The 18,316-nt window shown below is 40.8% G+C and carries 20 protein-coding genes and 2 pseudogenes; 15 read left to right on the plus strand and 7 right to left on the minus strand.

Features of this window, described 5'->3' with window-relative positions; translation table 11 throughout:
• The first annotated feature begins 473 nt into the window (after positions 1–473).
• Complete coding sequence (locus JK635_RS03555) at positions 474–719, plus strand: hypothetical protein (protein WP_202652439.1); 246 nt, start codon at positions 474–476, stop codon at positions 717–719.
• 161 nt (positions 720–880) lie between these two features.
• Here JK635_RS03555 and JK635_RS03560 read toward each other — a convergent pair whose 3' ends face one another.
• From JK635_RS03560 to pssA, 3 genes and pseudogenes are all read right to left on the minus strand, one after another.
• On the minus strand, positions 881–2,404 hold the full coding sequence (locus tag JK635_RS03560; RefSeq protein ID WP_202652440.1) for a recombinase family protein: 1,524 nt from the start codon (positions 2,402–2,404) through the stop codon (positions 881–883).
• 269 nt (positions 2,405–2,673) lie between these two features.
• Positions 2,674–3,018 (minus strand): annotated as a pseudogene (locus JK635_RS03565) (sigma-70 family RNA polymerase sigma factor); the annotation flags it as partial.
• Between the two features lie 178 nt (positions 3,019–3,196).
• Complete coding sequence (pssA, locus tag JK635_RS03570) at positions 3,197–3,736, minus strand: CDP-diacylglycerol--serine O-phosphatidyltransferase (RefSeq protein ID WP_202652442.1); 540 nt, start codon at positions 3,734–3,736, stop codon at positions 3,197–3,199.
• Positions 3,737–3,867: 131 nt separating this feature from the next.
• On the opposite strand from pssA, the gene JK635_RS03575 reads away from it, so the two are divergent.
• Positions 3,868–4,665 carry a phosphatidylserine decarboxylase gene (locus JK635_RS03575; RefSeq protein ID WP_202652444.1) on the plus strand — a complete coding sequence of 266 codons (798 nt, stop codon included), beginning with the start codon at positions 3,868–3,870 and terminating at the stop codon, positions 4,663–4,665.
• 70 nt (positions 4,666–4,735) lie between these two features.
• On the opposite strand, the gene JK635_RS03580 is transcribed toward JK635_RS03575, so the two are convergent.
• Positions 4,736–4,876 carry a sporulation histidine kinase inhibitor Sda gene (locus tag JK635_RS03580; protein ID WP_202652446.1) on the minus strand — a complete coding sequence of 47 codons (141 nt, stop codon included), beginning with the start codon at positions 4,874–4,876 and terminating at the stop codon, positions 4,736–4,738.
• A gap of 432 nt (positions 4,877–5,308) precedes the next feature.
• Here JK635_RS03580 and JK635_RS03585 point away from each other — a divergent pair, with 432 nt between their 5' ends.
• From JK635_RS03585 to JK635_RS03620, 8 genes are read left to right on the plus strand one after another with little or no spacing between them, the layout of a single operon-like run.
• Positions 5,309–5,824, plus strand: coding sequence for a YqeG family HAD IIIA-type phosphatase (locus JK635_RS03585; protein ID WP_202652449.1), 516 nt, complete (start codon positions 5,309–5,311; stop codon positions 5,822–5,824).
• 3 nt (positions 5,825–5,827) lie between these two features.
• Positions 5,828–6,937 (plus strand): ribosome biogenesis GTPase YqeH, encoded by a 1,110-nt coding sequence (gene yqeH, locus JK635_RS03590; RefSeq protein WP_202652450.1) that lies wholly within the window; start codon positions 5,828–5,830, stop codon positions 6,935–6,937.
• Between the two features lie 18 nt (positions 6,938–6,955).
• Positions 6,956–7,795: a shikimate dehydrogenase gene (gene aroE / locus JK635_RS03595; RefSeq protein WP_202652452.1), complete on the plus strand. Its 840-nt coding sequence runs from the start codon at positions 6,956–6,958 to the stop codon at positions 7,793–7,795.
• Entirely contained in the window at positions 7,789–8,079 is a 291-nt protein-coding gene (yhbY, locus tag JK635_RS03600) for a ribosome assembly RNA-binding protein YhbY (protein WP_202652454.1), read from the plus strand. The genes aroE and yhbY overlap by 7 nt, the downstream gene beginning before the upstream one ends.
• 12 nt (positions 8,080–8,091) lie before the next feature.
• Positions 8,092–8,661 carry a nicotinate-nucleotide adenylyltransferase gene (locus JK635_RS03605; protein WP_202652456.1) on the plus strand — a complete coding sequence of 190 codons (570 nt, stop codon included), beginning with the start codon at positions 8,092–8,094 and terminating at the stop codon, positions 8,659–8,661.
• Positions 8,651–9,217: a bis(5'-nucleosyl)-tetraphosphatase (symmetrical) YqeK gene (gene yqeK / locus JK635_RS03610; RefSeq protein ID WP_202652458.1), complete on the plus strand. Its 567-nt coding sequence runs from the start codon at positions 8,651–8,653 to the stop codon at positions 9,215–9,217. The genes JK635_RS03605 and yqeK overlap by 11 nt, the downstream gene beginning before the upstream one ends.
• A gap of 3 nt (positions 9,218–9,220) precedes the next feature.
• Positions 9,221–9,577 (plus strand): ribosome silencing factor, encoded by a 357-nt coding sequence (rsfS, locus tag JK635_RS03615; protein ID WP_202652460.1) that lies wholly within the window; start codon positions 9,221–9,223, stop codon positions 9,575–9,577.
• Complete coding sequence (locus JK635_RS03620; RefSeq protein WP_202652462.1) at positions 9,574–10,341, plus strand: class I SAM-dependent DNA methyltransferase; 768 nt, start codon at positions 9,574–9,576, stop codon at positions 10,339–10,341. The genes rsfS and JK635_RS03620 overlap by 4 nt, the downstream gene beginning before the upstream one ends.
• A gap of 71 nt (positions 10,342–10,412) precedes the next feature.
• Here JK635_RS03620 and comER read toward each other — a convergent pair whose 3' ends face one another.
• The gene (gene comER / locus JK635_RS03625) at positions 10,413–11,237 is read right to left on the minus strand and encodes a late competence protein ComER (RefSeq protein ID WP_202652464.1); all 825 of its coding nucleotides are present in this window, start codon (positions 11,235–11,237) and stop codon (positions 10,413–10,415) included.
• Between the two features lie 87 nt (positions 11,238–11,324).
• Between comER and JK635_RS03630 the strand changes: the two genes are divergently transcribed.
• From JK635_RS03630 to JK635_RS03640, 3 genes and pseudogenes are all read left to right on the plus strand, one after another.
• A complete protein-coding gene (locus JK635_RS03630) occupies positions 11,325–11,972 on the plus strand; it encodes a helix-hairpin-helix domain-containing protein (protein ID WP_202652466.1) in 648 nt (215 codons plus the stop codon).
• A gap of 132 nt (positions 11,973–12,104) precedes the next feature.
• Positions 12,105–12,551 (plus strand): annotated as a pseudogene (locus JK635_RS03635) (ComE operon protein 2); the annotation flags it as partial.
• 92 nt (positions 12,552–12,643) lie between these two features.
• Positions 12,644–14,971, plus strand: a complete 2,328-nt coding sequence (locus JK635_RS03640) for a DNA internalization-related competence protein ComEC/Rec2 (protein WP_202652470.1) — start codon at positions 12,644–12,646, stop codon at positions 14,969–14,971.
• Positions 14,972–15,051: 80 nt separating this feature from the next.
• Here JK635_RS03640 and JK635_RS03645 read toward each other — a convergent pair whose 3' ends face one another.
• Positions 15,052–15,186 (minus strand): YqzM family protein, encoded by a 135-nt coding sequence (locus JK635_RS03645; RefSeq protein ID WP_202652472.1) that lies wholly within the window; start codon positions 15,184–15,186, stop codon positions 15,052–15,054.
• Between the two features lie 348 nt (positions 15,187–15,534).
• On the opposite strand from JK635_RS03645, the gene holA reads away from it, so the two are divergent.
• On the plus strand, positions 15,535–16,551 hold the full coding sequence (holA, locus tag JK635_RS03650; protein WP_202652474.1) for a DNA polymerase III subunit delta: 1,017 nt from the start codon (positions 15,535–15,537) through the stop codon (positions 16,549–16,551).
• Positions 16,552–16,647: 96 nt separating this feature from the next.
• Here the strand turns inward: holA and rpsT are convergent, their stop codons facing one another.
• Complete coding sequence (gene rpsT, locus JK635_RS03655) at positions 16,648–16,908, minus strand: 30S ribosomal protein S20 (RefSeq protein ID WP_202652476.1); 261 nt, start codon at positions 16,906–16,908, stop codon at positions 16,648–16,650.
• A 202-nt stretch (positions 16,909–17,110) separates the two neighbouring features.
• On the opposite strand from rpsT, the gene gpr reads away from it, so the two are divergent.
• The gene (gene gpr, locus JK635_RS03660; protein WP_202652478.1) at positions 17,111–18,229 is read left to right on the plus strand and encodes a GPR endopeptidase; all 1,119 of its coding nucleotides are present in this window, start codon (positions 17,111–17,113) and stop codon (positions 18,227–18,229) included.
• The last annotated feature ends 87 nt before the right edge of the window (positions 18,230–18,316 follow it).

The raw sequence follows: 18,316 nt of genomic DNA on the forward strand, positions 1-18,316 counted from the left end.
TGTTGAAAGGGTAAAAATACAATTGGTCGTGTAATGTATATTATATGTCGAATAAAAATGGCGTAAATTAAACTTACATCATGAAATTGTATGTAACGAAGCGGGGCGGAATTAATAGCAACGGGTTTGTCCATAAGATAATGATTGCCATGACGTGACACAATCCGTATGAATATACAATGTTTATTATAACGTTGCAAGACCGCACAGAAGCCGCATAGAACGTCGACAATCAACCCACGACCAAGACACTATTCGGAAGGGATTCAAACGTCACACACTCAAACACACGAAGCATACGGGCGTAATTTCGACCCCCATATAGGGGGGGTCTTGGCGGCGGAAGAAGACGGATTCACAATATACATAACAATTTTGAAATATCGGGTCACTGGACGTCACCAAGCAACGTTGACCAAGCGTTGGCGGAATCGTGCTATAATACTAAAAAACTATGAAAGGCGGAATCCACTATGGCAAAGAATGAATATCTAAACGGAAGACCAAACGTCGGCAAAGTAGAAATTCAACCCGCTATAATCGAATTCATGCGGCAAAAAGGCGAAGGCGTGGAAGTGTCACACGAAGAAATTTCGGATTTCATTTACAACAAATTCGGCATTCGGTTCGGAGAAATCAATCACGTTATGTGGGGATTGCGTCGGGACGATTCACGGGTCGTCAAGGGAAAGCGGGGTTATTCGAAGTTAGTTGAATAAAAGTCAATTGAACGGCTTTCCAACGTTTGCTATAATGAAGGCGATATCTTCAAGTATTGTTCACCCCGCAAACATGCGGAAGCGAACTCCGTCCCAAATACTAACATGGGGACGGTTCTTTTTTGTCCCAAAGAAAAGACGTCCCGTCGATTGGAACGTCTTTACATACGAATGAATTCGACTTTGCCGCTTGGATACACTCTAATTTCACGAATAGCCTTTCGAAGAAGTTCTTGCTTCCGTTCAAGTGTCAACGTCTTAGTTTTTTCCGCTTGCAAATATTCCTCAACAACTTCGGAAAGGATTTCGTCATTGGCTTCTTCTTGTTGCATTTCGTCAAGCAAAGCGGCGGTTTCTTCTTTTAACTTCAACAATTGATCTTCTTCTTCTTTCAAGTCTATCAATTGGTTGCGGATATCTTCTTCATCAACAATGTCGGCGTTCATGGTCAAGAAGTTCAATAGTCGCTTCCGTCCCGCTTTGATTTGTTCAAGTCTGGCGTCAATGCGTTGCAATTCCGATTCTTCAAATGAAATATCGGTGTCGTCTTCGGTCGTTGCCGCCGCTTCCGATAAAGATTGACCTTTCGTTGTCATTAGATTGACAAACGCTTCCCAAACGGCTTCGTCCAAGTCTTCACATTTGATTCGGTTCCCGCAACCTTTATGTTTTGCCCCCGCCGTGTTCTTGACGTCGGAATATTCGAAGATATACGTTCCCCAATTCTTTGCACGACGCCCCGTCATAGTATTGCCGCATTCACCGCAACGAACTAAGCCGCTTAATAGATACGTGTTCTTTGAAGTGCCAGCCCAACGGCGTCTTGATTCCTTCAACAATTTTTGGGCATATTCAAATGTCTTCTTTTCGATAATCACAGGGACTTCAACGGGAATCCATTCTTCTTTTGGTCGCATGGTCATGGGAATCTTATCTTCGGGATTCTTCTTGTATTTGTTGGCAAGCATTCCGTCTGTATTCCATTTGTTGTGATAGAATACACCCGTGTAGGTTTCATTCATAAGAATCTGGCGAACTACTTGCCTATGCCAAACGCCTTTTCGTTTTTTGGTCGGAATTCCTTTATCGGTCAAATAATGGGCGATTCCGTTTATACCCTGTACCCGCCCCCGTGGGTCAGTAAAGAGTTCGAAAATTAATCGAACAATCTTTGCTTCGGGTTCATAGATTTCGAGTTCTTGCGATTCTTTGTTGAACTTGTATCCATAAACTTTGACGTCTTTGACTACTTTGTTCTTCCGAGCCTTCGCCCGTCTTCCATTGGTCATTCGTTCTTTGATTTTCGCCTTTTCGAATTCCGAGAATGCCCCTCGCATTTGGTAGAACAAAATTCCTTCGGGTGTATTTTTGTATTCGGAATTGACGAAGATTAATTCTGCCCGCTTTTCTATTTCCTCTGTAACAATCAATTGATTCGCAAGTTTGCGGGAAAGTCTATCGGGGTCATAGACAATCACTTTGTTGATTAATCCTTCCCTAAGGTCATTCCGCAATTTTGAAAGTGCTGGACGTTCAAGGAATTCCCCCGAATACCCGTCGTCCACGTATTCAATGCAATCGGCATTCCTTCCCGCTTTGTCACGACATTGATGAATTTGGTCTTGTAATGAATATCCGCTTTTAGCTTGTTCTTCGGTGCTTACACGAACGTATAGTGCTATCATTGCTTTGCCGCTTCTCCTTCCGTATTAAGTCCTTTATTTCGTTGTAACAGTCAATGAGTGCTTGGTCGGTGGAATTATCGTCGATAATAACGACGTGGATTTTTTCTTTCGGAATGTATCCTTTTTTCATGGTAGGACGTCACCCCCGTTTGATTTCATGTTGTTACACAAAAACATGTGGTCGTTGAAACGGTCATTGTGACGTTTTATAGAAGAATGTTAGTAGATTGTTTGTTGCGTGGTATGTTTTGCCGCTACACTATTGACTTTACAATTTCATTTTCAATACAGCGGGCAGCGTATGTGGCCAGCTTTGTCCCTTTACCTTCAGAATAGCTTTCAATCGCTTTAATCAGACCAATTGTCCCAATAGAGATCAGGTCTTCTGAATCTTCCCCGGTATTTTCAAACTTTTTGACAATATGCGCTACGAGGCGTAAATTATGTTCAATTAACATATTGCGGGCGTGCGGGTCCCCTTCTGCCATTAACCGTAAATACTTTCTTTCTTCTGCGGCGGATAGGGGCTGCGGAAAGGCATTATTCTTAACATACGATACAAGAAATAAAAACTCTTTCATTAAATAGCCAAGCGCCGTTAAGATTCCTGACATCCGTATCCCCCCCGTAACTTAGGTATTAGCCTAATATTAATTCCTATGAAAAAAACGAAAAATTGTGTCTGTCCCAGTAATTTTATTTAGGCAACTGTTTTAAAATAAAATAAAAGACCTACCAGGCACTGAAACCCAGTAAGTCTTTTTCAGGATAAGATTGAATAGCTGATTAAAATTAAACTTTTTTTAGCCTAAAGGTACTAACCATTAAGAAAGATAAAATGATAATCGTAAATAAGAACGTTTGGGGCGGAAGATAAGGTATCGCTAAAAAACTAAGGGTGGCAAGGCAGCCGGCAGCCGTGATTGGCAGCCCGGTAAAGTAACCATTACTTTCCGTAATATTAAATCTTGCCAGGCGAAAGGCACCGCAGCCAATGTAAAAAACAGTAAAGAATGAACCAGGTCCGCCGAATTCATGTAAAATTCCTTGGTAAAGTAATAGTGCAGGAGCTACTCCAAATGATATAATATCACTCATGGAATCCAGCTGCTTGCCAAGCTCGGATTCAATATTAAATTTGCGGGCAATCATTCCGTCGAATCGGTCAGCCAAGGCAGCAATAAAAATGAGCAGCAAGCTTAACCGTAAGTTCCCATGTAAACCAAACACAATGGCAAATCCGCCTAACGATAAATTAATCAAGGTCATGACATTGGCCGTTTGTGATTTCAATTTTTTAATCGTTTGGTCCAATACATCCAATAAAAACACTTCTCCTAACCACTCCTTTCTTTACAGGGAGGGAAATATTTGGCAGTTTTGCTTTATTCTATATTATTTAATTCTAAAACTTTTATGTCTATTCGTAAAGAGTATTTTTACACTTTTTGGAGGGTCATTCCATGCTTCAGTTTTTTTATCGTCTTCTAATTGAATTAACCAATGGCAGGTGGTCATCGGCAATTTTAAAGAAATTCACCCGTTCTCGAATCAGCCGGGTGGTGGTACCGTCATTTGCGAAAGTATATCATCTGAATCAAGCGGAAATGGTGAAAGGTTTACGAGATTACCCTACACTCCATGATTTATTTATTAGACAGTTGAAAAAGGATGCCAGAGCGATTGATCAAACGATAGATTCAGTAGTCAGCCCCGTCGATGCCGTGATCGAAGATTTTGGGCGGATTACAGAAACAAACGAAATGATTGTCAAGGGAAAACCCTATTCTATCGAAGAAATGCTTAGTGACCGTGACGTGGTATCAAAATATCTAAATGGGACATATATGATCCTCTATTTAAGCCCGAGTCATTATCATCGGATTCATAGTCCTGTTGATGGTATTGTGACTAAGCAATGGACGCTAGGCAGAAAATCTTATCCGGTAAATAAATGGGGGATAAAATATGGCGTTCGTACACTGGCCAAGAATTATCGGGTAATTACCGAAGTTAAAACGTCGGCCGGCCATGTTGCCATTGTCAAAGTGGGGGCGATGTTTGTTAATTCTATTGAAACAACCTTTCGGGGTACTGAATTGCAAAAGGGTGAAGAAATAGCTTATTTTAGTTTTGGGTCAACGGTAGTTTTATTATTTGAGCCAGGAATCTTTCAGGTGGACCCATCCATTCGCACACCAAAAGAAATTAAAGTGGGCGAAAAAATGGGTACGTTACAGTTAAAGAAAGTGGAGCATTAAGACATGTATTAGTTTTTTCTTATAACATTGAAAGATGCGCCCAAAAAAAGAAGCGCCCTTTACGGGCAGCTTAGGAAGTTAGTTTTATTTTATGATATAAGGACCGGCGGCGAATTTCAGATTCAATCAGTTGAATAAAATCTTGGCTTAATTTTAGTTCTTTCGCTTTATAATAAGACTCGATTAATAATTCATCCGACAGTCTCTGCATGTCGGGGTTCACCTCCATTCATAAATTAAAGGTTCTAAAAATCGGAAAAGATTCATAAAATAGTACATTCCATTGGTGTACCCTTAATCTACCAAATTTATTCAACTAGAACAATCGTTCTAGTTATCCACAAAAGAAGGTGGATAACTTGTGGTTAAATTGTTTATAAACGGGTGAGATCTGTATGATTCAATGGGTATAATGTTAATAACTTTATCCACAGGTGATGAAAAGGATGATTTTTGTCGAAAAATTTTTTACAAAAATTCATAGAAATGCCATAATTAATTGGAATCCCGATTGCAAAGACAAATCGGGTGATGAAAAAAATTACACTGTTGATTAAAATGAACTATATCCTTTGAAACAGAGGATAAAATTGGATAGAATGGTACAAGAAATGTTTGACTTACATAATGAGGTGTAAACTTAGTGCTAAAACAATTTTTACCGAATGAACATTTTAAAAGTGTTCTTGATATATCACCAGAAAAATTAAAAGCAAGAGGAATAAAAGGAATCATTACTGATTTGGATAATACCCTGGTGGAATGGGACCGTCCAAGTGCGACACCACAGTTAGTGAAATGGTTCGATGAGATAAAGCAAAATAATATCATGGTTACAATTGTTTCCAATAATCATGAAGATCGGGTCAAGGCATTTGCTGATCCACTGCAAATTCCCTTTATCTTTCAAGCACGCAAACCTTTAGGAAGAGCGTTTAAGCAAGCCCTGGCTCAGATGGGGATGCAGAAGGATGAGGTCGTAGTTATCGGCGATCAATTGTTAACCGATGTTTTGGGCGGGAATCGGAGCGGTTTTCATACCATCCTGGTGGTGCCGGTTGCCCAGACCGATGGCTTGGCGACTAAATTTAACCGTTTTGTTGAACGCAGAATTATGAATTGGTTCCGAAAAAAAGGTATGTTACGGTGGGAGGATTAAGCAGTGAGTAACCAGCAACATATTTGTATTGGCTGCGGCGTTACGATCCAGTCAGAAAATCCGGAAGAAATCGGCTATGCTCCAGCATCTGCGCTTGAAAAGGAAATGATTATTTGCCAACGCTGCTATCGCTTGAAGCATTATAATGAGATTCAAGATGTTCATTTAACCGATGATGATTTTTTAAAAATTTTACATGAACTAGGCAATAGGGAAGCACTTATTGTCATGATCGTCGATATATTTGATTTTAACGGCAGCTGGCTGCCGGGCTTACATCGCTTTGTCGGCAAAAATAAAGTCGTCCTGGTTGGAAATAAACTTGATCTATTGCCCAAATCGGTAAAGCATAACAAGTTAATTCAGTGGTTAAAGCATGAGTCAAGAGAACTTGGCTTAAGACCTGACGAAGTCTTCCTGGTAAGCGCCGGAAAAGGTTGGATGATGAAGGAAACGGCAGCATCCATCGATGAACTGCGCAATGGCAAAGATGTCTATGTGGTAGGCTGCACCAATGTGGGGAAATCGACGTTCATTAACCGTATCATAAAAGAGGTTACAGGTGAAGGGGATGTGATTACTACTTCTCATTTTCCGGGAACGACATTGGATATGATTCGAATTCCACTTGATGACGGCAGAGCCCTAATCGATACACCAGGGATTATTAACCATCATCAAATGGCCCACTTTGTCACAAAACAAGATTTAAAAGTGATAACACCTAAAAAAGAAATTAAACCTAAGGTGTATCAATTAAATGAAGGACAGACGTTGTTTTTTGGGGGATTGGCCCGGTTTGATTATATCAGTGGCGGTCCAAAAAGGTCCTTCGTTTGTTATTTGGCCAATGAATTAACGATTCATCGAACAAAAACAGACAAAGCAGCGGAGCTTTATAAAAATCATGTTGGGGAAATGTTAACACCTCCAGGGCGGGAACAAATGGATTCGTTTCCGGATCTGGTGAGGCAGGAATACATGATTAAAGAGGCAAAGACAGATATTGTCTTCTCCGGTCTAGGCTGGATCACGGTGAATGAACCGGGAACAAAGGTGGCTGCCTACGTTCCAAGAGGTGTGCAAACGGTATTACGGCGGTCATTAATCTAAAAATGGGATGGAGAATAAATGAAAAAACTATTTGCTGTTATCGGCGATCCAATTGGGCACTCAATGTCTCCTGTAATGCATAATGATTTATTTTCATTTTATCAAATAGATGCCACCTACGTCCCCTTTCAGGTCAAATCAGAAGATTTACAGGATGTTATGAAAGGACTGAAGGCAATGGGAGTGGGCGGCTTTAATGTGACCGTACCGCATAAGAGTGCAATCATTCCCTTCCTCGACGAGGTGGACGAATTAGCCGCCCGCATCGGTGCCGTAAATACAGTGGTCAATGAAAATGGCAGGCTAAAAGGTTATAATACGGATGGTCCCGGTTTTCTAGAGGGGTTAAAGACCCACATCTCTACAGTAGCTGGAAAAAAAGTTTTAATCATCGGGGCAGGCGGTGCTGCGCGGGCCATCTATTTTACATTGGCAAAAGAAAAACCTTTGGCGATAGATATGGCCAACAGGACAATTGAAAAGGCCGAACAGCTCATCGCAGATTGCCCATACACCGTTTCTTCAACGGCCCTTAGCTTAGCAGAAGCAGGAAAAAATTCAGGGGAATATGATTTGATCGTTCAAACAACATTGATTGGTATGGCCCCAAAAACGGCAGAACAGCCGCTGCAATTAAGCAGTATAAAGAATCAATCGTTGATTTGTGATATAATATACAATCCGTTGGCGACTAAATTTTTAACGGCAGCCAAGGAAAAAGGAGCAAGTGTCCAAAACGGAATTGATATGTTTGTTTATCAGGGAGCACTGGCTTTTGAAAAATGGACAGGAGTTTTCCCCGATGTACAAAGAATGCGAGCAAATGTTTTAAAACAACTAGGAGGTAATCCATGTTAACGGGTAAGCAAAAAAGATTTTTACGATCGAAGGCGCACCATTTAGATCCCATTTTTCAAGTGGGCAAAGGCGGAGTGAACGAAAATATGGTCAAACAGATTGCAGAGGCCCTTGAGGCAAGAGAGCTTATTAAAGTCAGTGTGCTGCAAAACTGTGAAGAAGATAAAACGATCGTTGCTGATGAACTGGCTGAAGGTTCGGGTGCAGAAATTGTGCAAATTATCGGGAATACGATTGTGCTATATAAGGAATCGGCCGAAAATAAACAAATTACTCTTCCATAAAGGGGGGCTGACATGAAGAAGGTTGGGATATTAGGCGGCACCTTTAACCCGCCACATTATGGACATTTGTTAATCGCAAGTGAGGTCCAAGAAAGCCTCCACCTTGATAAAATCTGGTTTATGCCCAATCATGAGCCGCCGCATAAGCAAAAGCCGGAATCTGCCAATGATCAGAACCGGCTGCAAATGTTGAAACTTGCTGTCAGCGGAAATCCTAGTTTTCAAATTCAAACGATTGAGCTCGAACGAGAAGGACCGTCTTATACGATTGATACGATGAAATTGCTCAATGAAAAGTATCGCGATCATCAATTTTACTTCATCATTGGCGCTGATATGATTGAATATTTGCCGAAATGGTATAAAATTGATGAACTTGTGAAGCTTGTGCAGTTTGTCGGTGTCGCACGGCCATCCTATAGCCGCCAAACAGATTATCCGGTTCAATATGTCGATGTTCCGGTAATCGATATATCCTCGAGTATGATTAGAGAGCGGCTTCATAACGGGAAATCCGTAAAATACTTATTGCCTGACAATGTTATTGCCTATATTAAGGAGAATCATTTATATGGAACGTGAAAAGGCTTTAAAGCTTGTAAAGGAACAATTAACTGAACATCGGTATCAGCATACGCTGGGGGTAATGGAAACGGCCATCTCCTTGGCGCGGCACTATCGGGCTGATGAAAAGAAAGCAGAGCTGGCGGCGATATTTCACGATTACGCCAAATTTCGTCCGAAAGAAGAAATGAAACGAATCATCATTGACCAAGGATTTCCCAGCGATTTACTTGAATATAATCCTGAACTATGGCATGCACCTGTTGGCGCTTATTTGACAAAAACAGAAGCGGGAATCACTGACCGGGAGATTCTTGACGCCATTCGCTACCATACATCTGGGAGACCGGGAATGACACTGCTGGAAAAAATCATTTACCTCGCTGACTATATTGAGCCGGGCAGGCATTTTCCCGGAGTTGACGAGGTCCGGGAATTGGCGCAGGAAAGCTTAAATCAGGCATTAATAAAATCACTCCAAAATACGATTATCTTTTTATTGAAAAAGAACCAAATGGTCTATCCGGAAACATTTCACACGTATAATGATTTGCTCAAAAAACAGGAGGCTTGATGAATGGAAAAACAGGAATTGCTTAAACTGACTGTAAAAGCTGCGGATGATAAACGCGCGGAAAATATTGTCGCTCTGGACATGCAAGGGATCTCCCTAATTGCCGACTATTTTATTATTTGCCACGGTAATTCCGATAAACAAGTACAGGCAATCGCCAGAGAAATCCGGGAAAAAGCGTTGGAAAAAGGTTATCAGGTAAACAGAATTGAGGGGTTTGAAGAAGCCCGCTGGGTGTTGATCGATTTAGGCGATGTAGTGGCCCATGTGTTCCATCGTGAGGAACGAATTTATTATAATTTGGAACGGCTTTGGGGAGATGCCCCCAGGGTAGATGTTCTTAGTGAGTTAAATTCATGAGCTATCAACAGTTTGCCTATCTTTATGATGAACTGATGAAAGAAGCCCCATATGATCAGTGGGTACAGTTTGTCAAAGAAAAACTTGCAAACTGCAATAATCTGGGATTTTCCAGCACTACAAGCCAACTGCGTTTACTTGATGTAGCCTGCGGTACCGGTGAGCTTTCCGTCCGCTTCGCTAAAGAGGGATTTCAGGTTACAGGTGTTGATTTGTCTGAGGATATGCTGGCGGTTGCCCAAGCAAAGGCAGCAGCAAATGGCATAGAGATTCCGTTTTACCAACAGAATATGGCGGAGCTTGAAGGTTTGGGGCAGTTTGATGTAGTTGGTATCTTTTGTGATTCGCTCAATTATCTGGAAACAGAAGAGCAGGTAAAGGACACCTTTTTACATGTTGCCGAGCATTTAAAATCTGGTGGGTTATTTATTTTTGATGTCCATTCCATTTATAAAATGACTAAAGTTTTTATTCGGCAAACCTTTGCCTTAAGTGACGAGCCGATATCTTATATTTGGAACAGCTTTCCTGGTGAATACGAGAATAGTGTGGAACATGAGCTAAGCTTTTTTGTTTTGGATGAATCCAGCGGTAAATATGACCGCTACGATGAACTCCATTTTCAGCGAACTTTTTCGCTTGAACAATACTCCTCCTGGCTCATGGAAGCTGGCTTTGAACTTTTGGATATTAACGCTGATTTTGAACATATCGCACCGCACGCTCAGTCAGAAAGAATATTCTTTGTTTCGGTAAAAAAATAAAAACCATCTTTTTTTCGAAAAAGATGGTTTTTTGTCGTAGATCTTGCAGGAATTTCTCAAAAAAAGTCGAATTATAAGTTTGAGAACTGCATCTCAACTTTTTCAAGCTCTTCTTTAAACTTTTCCTGAGTTGCCTTGAAAAGGTGTTCAAAAACGTCTCCAAGCTCCTTCTCCAATACCTTTATACCTTCACCGGTGATACCGCCTTTAACACATACCTTTTCCTGCAGGGATGGCAAGGTGTAATGACCTTGTTTTAATAATTCCCCGAGACCGATCGTCATTTCACTTGCCAAAGTGGTTGCTGTATTTTCATCGATTTCCGTTACATTTACCGCAGCAATAATAAAGCGTTGCAGCAAATAGCTAAAGAAAGCAGGACCGCAGCTGACAATATCGGAGGCAACTCTGGTAATATTTTCATCAATCATTAATGGGACTGATATTTTCGATACTAAATCTGTAATTGTGGTCTTCCAATGTTCATGACAATTTTCCCCATATGTGATCAATGATATTCCCGCCAAAGCCCGATTGGTAATACTCGGAATGACTCTCGCCACTGAACAGGGTACTTTTGATTCGATTTGACTTGTATTGATAGGACTGGTAATCGAGACAAGACATTTTTCTTTCGTCAAAAAAGGCAGTATCTCATCAATTATTTTAAATACATCTAATGGCTTGACACAAATAAATAGTAAATCGGATTCTGCTGCAACCTCTATGGCATTTGCCCCGACTTGGATCTCTTCATATTTATCTTTAAGCACCATCGCTTTTGCAATCGTCCTATTTGTGATCATCATGGAAGAAGGGGAAATGGCTTTTCCATCCAATAAGGCCTCCACCAATATCCTTCCCATATTACCAGTACCGATGATCCCTATATTCATGATTCCCACCCTCCCTTACGTGCAGGTTTCTTTTATAACCATATGATTCTTAAGAATGAAATATACCTTTTGAAAGGATGGATTCCAATGAAGGACTGGATAATGGGGCACAAGAATTATTTATTTGCCGCCGTTTTGCTGCTTATTGGCGGTATTTATTACTTTACTAACAATAGTAATAAGGAGGATCAGCTGCTTTCGACTACTTCCACTGCCGAAGCGGAACTTGGTTCGGCCAATCAAGAATCAGGAAAGGAAAAACAAAAAGATGAATTGGAACAACCCGAATCCATTATGGTTGATGTAAAAGGACAAATCCATAAACCGGGGGTTTATCAAGCACATAACGGGGAGCGGGTCATTGATGTCATTAACCGGGCCGGCGGGGTAACCGAAAAAGCTGACAAAACCCAAGTGAATTTTGCCGAACATATTCAAGATGAAATGGTGATTTACATACCGGCAAAAGGAGAGGAAGGGCTAATGACACCTGCTCCATCAGCGGGTAGCGGGGTGACAGCAAATGGGTCCGCTAGTCAAGCAAAAATAAACCTGAATCAGGCAGATGCGACTGAACTGCAAAATCTTCCGGGAATTGGGCCGGCGAAAGCGGCGGCAATTATTGAGTACCGGGAAACAAGCGGTGCTTTTCAAACAGTTGAAGATTTAAAAAACGTCAGTGGAATTGGCGATAAAACATTTGAAAAGCTAAAGGATTTGGTGGATACTCGTTAATGCTTTCGATTGACCATCCACGCCGGGAACATTACACTAAAAGAAAAGTCCGCTTCTGCTTCGGTGAAGTATGCTATTGTTTAAACGCGGGTATTGGACAAACCATTTACATTTTTTCAGGGAGTGGGAATCATGGATCGAATATCATGGGATCAATATTTTATGGCTCAAAGCCATTTGCTTGCATTAAGAAGCACTTGTACAAGGCTGACAGTAGGGGCAACTATCGTTAGAGACAAGCGGATTATTGCGGGAGGCTATAACGGCTCCATAGCTGGCGGTGATCATTGTATTGATAAAGGCTGCTATGTGATTGATAATCATTGTGTCAGAACGATTCACGCTGAAATGAACGCCCTATTACAGTGCGCCAAGTTTGGGGTGCCAACGGATGGTGCCGAAATTTATGTCACCCATTTCCCGTGTCTCCAGTGCTGCAAGGCCTTAATTCAAGCGGGGATTAAAACGGTTTACTATGCACAGGATTATAAGAATCACCCTTACGCGATTGAATTATTTGAGCAGGCAAACGTTAAAGTGGAAAAAGTTGAATTGACCGAGCAGGTCATTGATTTTCGAAAAATAAGTCAATAACATCCCCTTATTTGCGCCGGTGCCATCACCGGCGTCCCCAATGCAAGTGCAAATAACTTAAATGGGAGAAGAGAATCATGACTGGAAAATATTTTTATTTTGCGTTGGCAGCATTATTAGCTGTTTTGGCTGCCGAAGTTAAATTCCTTCCCTTCTTTTTGTTAACCCTTCTTTATTTTTTTATGTTACATAGATATAAACATTTTAATTCTCCCCAATTATTGCTGGTTGCCGGGATTTCCATTATTTATTTGTTCTTGGGCCAAGCGGCAGCTTTACAACATAAAACCAACATCCCCGAGTCAACAACTATATTTATGATTGAATACCTTCAGCCTCCTAAAATCGATGGTGACCTGTTACAAGTAGAAGCGAGGGAGTTACACTATAAGGAAAAGTTAATCATTCGTTATAAAATAAAGTCAGAAGCAGAGAAAAAAGCACTGAAGCAGCAAAATTATTTTCAATATGTGTCCAAGGTGACAGGCACCATGTCAAAGCCGAAAACGGCCAAAAACCCCAATAGCTTTGATTATCGAAAATATCTGGCAGCAAGAAGCATTTATTGGATTGTTGAACTGCAAGAATCCCCCTTTCAAGATTGCCTCAAAATTAAGCCTTCGCCTTTGACCATATTAAAACAGCTTCGGCATGACGGGATCCGTTATTTAGAGGGTCATTTTCCAGCGGAAGTTGCAGGACTATCCGCCGCATTAATTTTTGGCGACAGAAGTATGCTGGACCCTGGTTTATTGGGGGCATATCAAAGTACGGGAATTGTTCACCTGCTGGCAATATCAGGGCTCCATGTGTCACTGTTAGTCGGGATGTTTTTCGTCCTCGGAATTCGCTGCGGGTTCACAAGGGAATTCATGACCAATTTTCTGTTACTGTTGTTGCCAATCTACGTTGTTCTCACCGGTGCTTCTCCATCAGTAATCAGGGCGGCCTTAATGATTTTTCTTGTTTTGCTTACCGCTAAGTGGAAGCAATATTTAAAATTGCTGCCGATCGATGCTGTAAGTGCAGCTTTAATGCTGTATTTGTTGTTTAATCCGATGGTCATCTTTGATGTTGGATTTCAGCTTTCCTTTTCTGTAAGTGCAGCCATTATTTTAACGGCACGGCAGATCATTAATCGTTATAAAGAAAACAGCAAAAGAATCTTGGTTACTTCTATTACTGCCCAGTTGGCAGCGTTGCCTTTTTTGCTATACCACTTTTTTGAAATATCACTGATTGGTATTTTCGCCAATATGTTTTATATTCCGCTTTTTTCCTTTGTTTATCTTCCAGGGCTTTATCTGTTATTTTTTATGCAATTCCTATTTGGTATAACGCCGAAAATTTTGCTGCAATTGTTTTTATCTGTGATCAGCTTTTCAAATAAAGTGATTACGTTCCTTGCTGATTTTACGGTTTTCTCGTTCATCCCCGGGCGTCCCAGTCTATTTGAGTTGCTGATTTATATCTGCATAATCCTTGCTGTGTTCTATCTGTGGGAAGTAAGGACCTATCCAAAAAGAAAGCAGCGCCTGCTCCTATTGACAATAATACTATTTACATTCCAACCAATCTGTAATTGGTTAACTCCTTTTGGCGAGATTACGATGATCGACGTCGGACAGGGTGATAGTATTTTCATCCGGCTTCCGTTTGGAAAGGGAAATTACCTGATCGATACGGGAGGTACAATGAACTTTTCTAAGGAACCGTGGCAAATGCGGGCAAAAACTTATGAGGTGGGAAAAGACGTTGTTGTTCCATTCTTAAAAGGAAAAGGCATCACTAGAATAGACAAATTAGTCTTGACACATGGCGACATGGATCATATCGGTGGGGCTTTCTCCCTAATCAATGAAATGGAGGTTAAAGAAATTCTGCTGCCTGCAGTTGCTGAAACCGCTGAGACGGAGCGGGCTATTGTGGAACAGGCTAAAAACAACGGCATTCCTGTTTTAAGGGTTGCAGCAGGTGACAAGTGGACAGTCAGGGGAAATGAATTTTACATTCTTGGACCGGAAAGAAATTTCAGCGGTGAGATAAACGGAGGCTCGATTACCTTATATGCCAAGATAGGTGGACTAAGCTGGTTTTTTGGCGGTGATCTTGATCAAGAGGGCGAAGAAAAAATAACCAATCACTACCCCAAATTAACCGTTGATGTCCTTAAAACAGGTCATCATGGTAGTAAAACCTCCAGTGCCGACGCATTTATCCAGCAAATAGAGCCCAAGATTGCCCTCATATCAGTTGGCGAAAACAATCGCTATGGTCATCCGCATCAAGAAGTGTTGACACGCTTCCAACAACAGAATACGAAAATTTTCCGGACGGATAGGCAAGGAGCCATTACATACCGATTTTATCGTGGAAAAGGAACCTTTTCGACGTTTTTGCCATAAGATAAGGTAGATTCTTAAATAAAGAAAAAAGAGACCATTTCTAAGGATAGTCTCTTTGTTAGAAGTATGTAGCTGGTCACTTAAGCACCGACAAGCTTAACGACTGTTGCAATAATAAACATTGTTGCGAAAAAACCAAAAGATACGATAAAGCCAACCCCTGAATCAACTGCATCGTTACGCGTACATTGCGGATTTTTTTCAAATTCGTTCACAGTCCACCCCTCCTATTTCAACATATAGTATAAGCGATTTATCAAAAAAAATCTAGCCTGCCCACATCGTTTTCCTGTACTGACAAGAGTTGTCACAAATGTTTGAAGCCGATAAGGCTACAATAACATTAATAGCTTGGAGTCCCGCTTGATTTTCAGCAGTTCCTAGGGCTGCTGCATCAGGCGTTCATTATAGATCGGGAATTGGCTACTAGGATTCAGCTGCCAATTCCCTCTTCAATTGTCAGTAAAGAAAGCAGTCCCCCTTTTTCCTTGCTTTTAATACTTGTCAAATGGAGCAAGCTTCATTACGATAATAAGGAATGAATTTTTAGGGGAGCGCTGAAAATGGTATTAGAAGCTTGGCGGAGAATTGAACAAAAGGAAATAGCTCCTATTTATTTAGTATATGGAACGGAAGCCTTCTTAATCAATCAAACGAAAAACCTTATTTTAAATCAGATGTTGACAGAGGAAGAAAAAGATTTTAATTTTGCGGTCTATGATTTAGAAGAAACACCGATTGAAGTTGCTGTGGAGGATGCAGAGACTTTTCCATTTTTAGGAGAAAGGAAAGTAATTTTCTTACATAGTCCAACCTTTTTAACGGCTGAGAAGGCTAAGGAAAAGGTTGATCACAATTTAAAAAGATTTGAGGCCTATTTACAACAGCCCGCACCATATACGGTCATGGTCATCTCGGCACCATATGAAAAATTGGACGAACGAAAAAAGATAACCAAAGAGCTGAAACGAAAAGCAGAAGTCATTGAGGCAAAAAAATTAAATGAATTTGAACTCAAAAAATGGATAAAGGATCAAGCAATATCCCGCGGTCTGGAAATAGACGACAGGGCAATAGAGCAATTGCTTACACTTGTTGGTACAAATATGTTTATGATTGTTAGTGAACTGGACAAAATCACGCTATATGCAGCAGATGAGAAAAGAATTGATGTTAACTTGGTTGAAAAATTGGTGGCAAAATCACTAGAGCAAAATATTTTTACGTTAATTGAAAAAGTTGTCCAGCGCCGGCTCGATGAAGCATTAAGAATTTATTATGATCTGCTGAAACAAAATGAAGAACCGATTAAAATTTTGGCTCTCTTAGCGGGACAGTTTCGCTTGATTTATCAAGTAAAGGAATTATCACGCAGGGGGTATGGTCAGCAGCAAATTGCTGGCTTTCTAAAGACCCATCCTTTTCGGGTAAAACTGGCACTAGGACAGGCTGCTAAATTTACCGATGAGGAACTGATGAAACTAATGGCTCTTCTTGCCGATGCAGATTATCAAATGAAGACCGGCGGCATGAACAAGTCATTGTTGATTGAGATGTTACTATTTGGCATGAAAAAATAAAAACGATTCCTAAAAGCAGGAATCGTTTTTATTTAAAAGATTAAGAAAGTATAAATTTTCGACTTTGAGAATTGTCCAGCGCTTGCGCTTTTCTAATTACAAAGCATTTACCTTTTTGGTTAAACGTGCCTTTTTCCGGGCAGCAGCATTTTTGTGGATTAAACCTTTTGCAGCAGCCTTGTCTAATTTGCTTGCAGCAGCACTTAGTGCTTCTTTCGCAGCAGCGGCATCATTTAGAGTAACGGCAGCTTCTACTTTTTTAACAGCAGTACGCATCGCAGATTTTTCCATTGTATTTTGAGCATTACGTGCTTCGCTAGTTTTTACACGTTTGATAGCAGACTTAATATTAGGCATTCCATTCACCTCCTAAAAAGAATCGAGACTATATGAACTCGACTTACACATTCATAAACGATTATTGCAACAAGAGATATTTTATCAAACAGAAACCCATATTGCAATATCGAATTCATTGGTTAAACGAGATTAACTTGCATGATTTACCTGAAAAAAGGTGAAAATAGAAGATAGTTTTATGCTTAGGGGTGATTCGTGAATGAAACAGTCGATTGACTTAAGTAACTATTCTGTACGGACAGATCTGGCGATTGAAGCCAGGGAAATGGTTCTGGAGCAAAACTCGGTTGACCAAGAAAAAAATCTCTCGAACATTGAAGGAGTCATCATTAAAGAAAAAGAAGTGGATAACATAAAAATTTCTTTAGTGGAAGTAACAAAACAGGGCGAACAGGCAATTGGCAAGAAATCAGGAAGATATTTAACTCTGGAAGTCCAAGGCATTCGGGAACAAGATACCGGCGTCCAGCAAAAGACAGGAGAAGTATTTTCCCGAGAATTTGCTCATTTCTTGGAAAGCATCGGAATTAAGAAAACCGATTCATGCCTAGTCGTCGGTCTTGGTAATTGGAATGTGACGCCTGATGCACTCGGACCGATGGTCTGCGAAAATCTGCTCGTCACCCGACATCTCTTTCAACTTCAGCCGGAAAATGTCGCAGATGGTTACCGCTCTGTCAGTGCTTTATCCCCCGGAGTGATGGGACTGACTGGGATTGAGACGAGTGATATCATTTTTGGAGTGGTGGAGAAAACAAAACCCGACTTTGTTATTGCCATCGATGCTCTAGCATCCAGGTCGATTGAACGGGTAAATTCCACGATTCAAATTTCCGACACCGGGATCCACCCTGGATCAGGGGTGGGGAATAAACGCAAGGAACTGAGTAAAAATACATTAGGGGTACCCGTTATTGCCATTGGAGTTCCTACAGTTGTCGATGCTGTTTCGATAACCAGTGATACGATTGACTTTATCCTTAAACATTTTGGTAAAGAGTTGAGAGAGGGAGACCGCCCGTCAAGAGCGTTGGCACCGGCGGGCATGACGTTTGGCGAACGCCGCAAATTAACCGATGATGATCTTCCGGACGAAGAACATCGCAAGACATTTCTGGGGATCATCGGGACATTAGATGAGGAAGAAAAGCGGAAATTAATCCATGAGGTGTTATCCCCATTGGGTCATAATTTGATGGTAACACCAAAGGAAGTGGATGTATTTATCGAAGATATGGCTAATCTCCTAGCCAATGGGTTAAATGCTTCGCTTCATGGCACAGTTAATCAGGATAATGCGGGATTTTACACAAGATAAGAAATAACAGCTAAAAAAAATCCTCTTAAAACATTCAAAACGGTTCTACCAATTCTAGTAATATCATAGTATTTACTAGAATCTGTT

Source organism: Neobacillus paridis, from assembly GCF_016765675.1.
GTDB lineage: Bacteria > Bacillota > Bacilli > Bacillales > Cytobacillaceae > Neobacillus > Neobacillus paridis.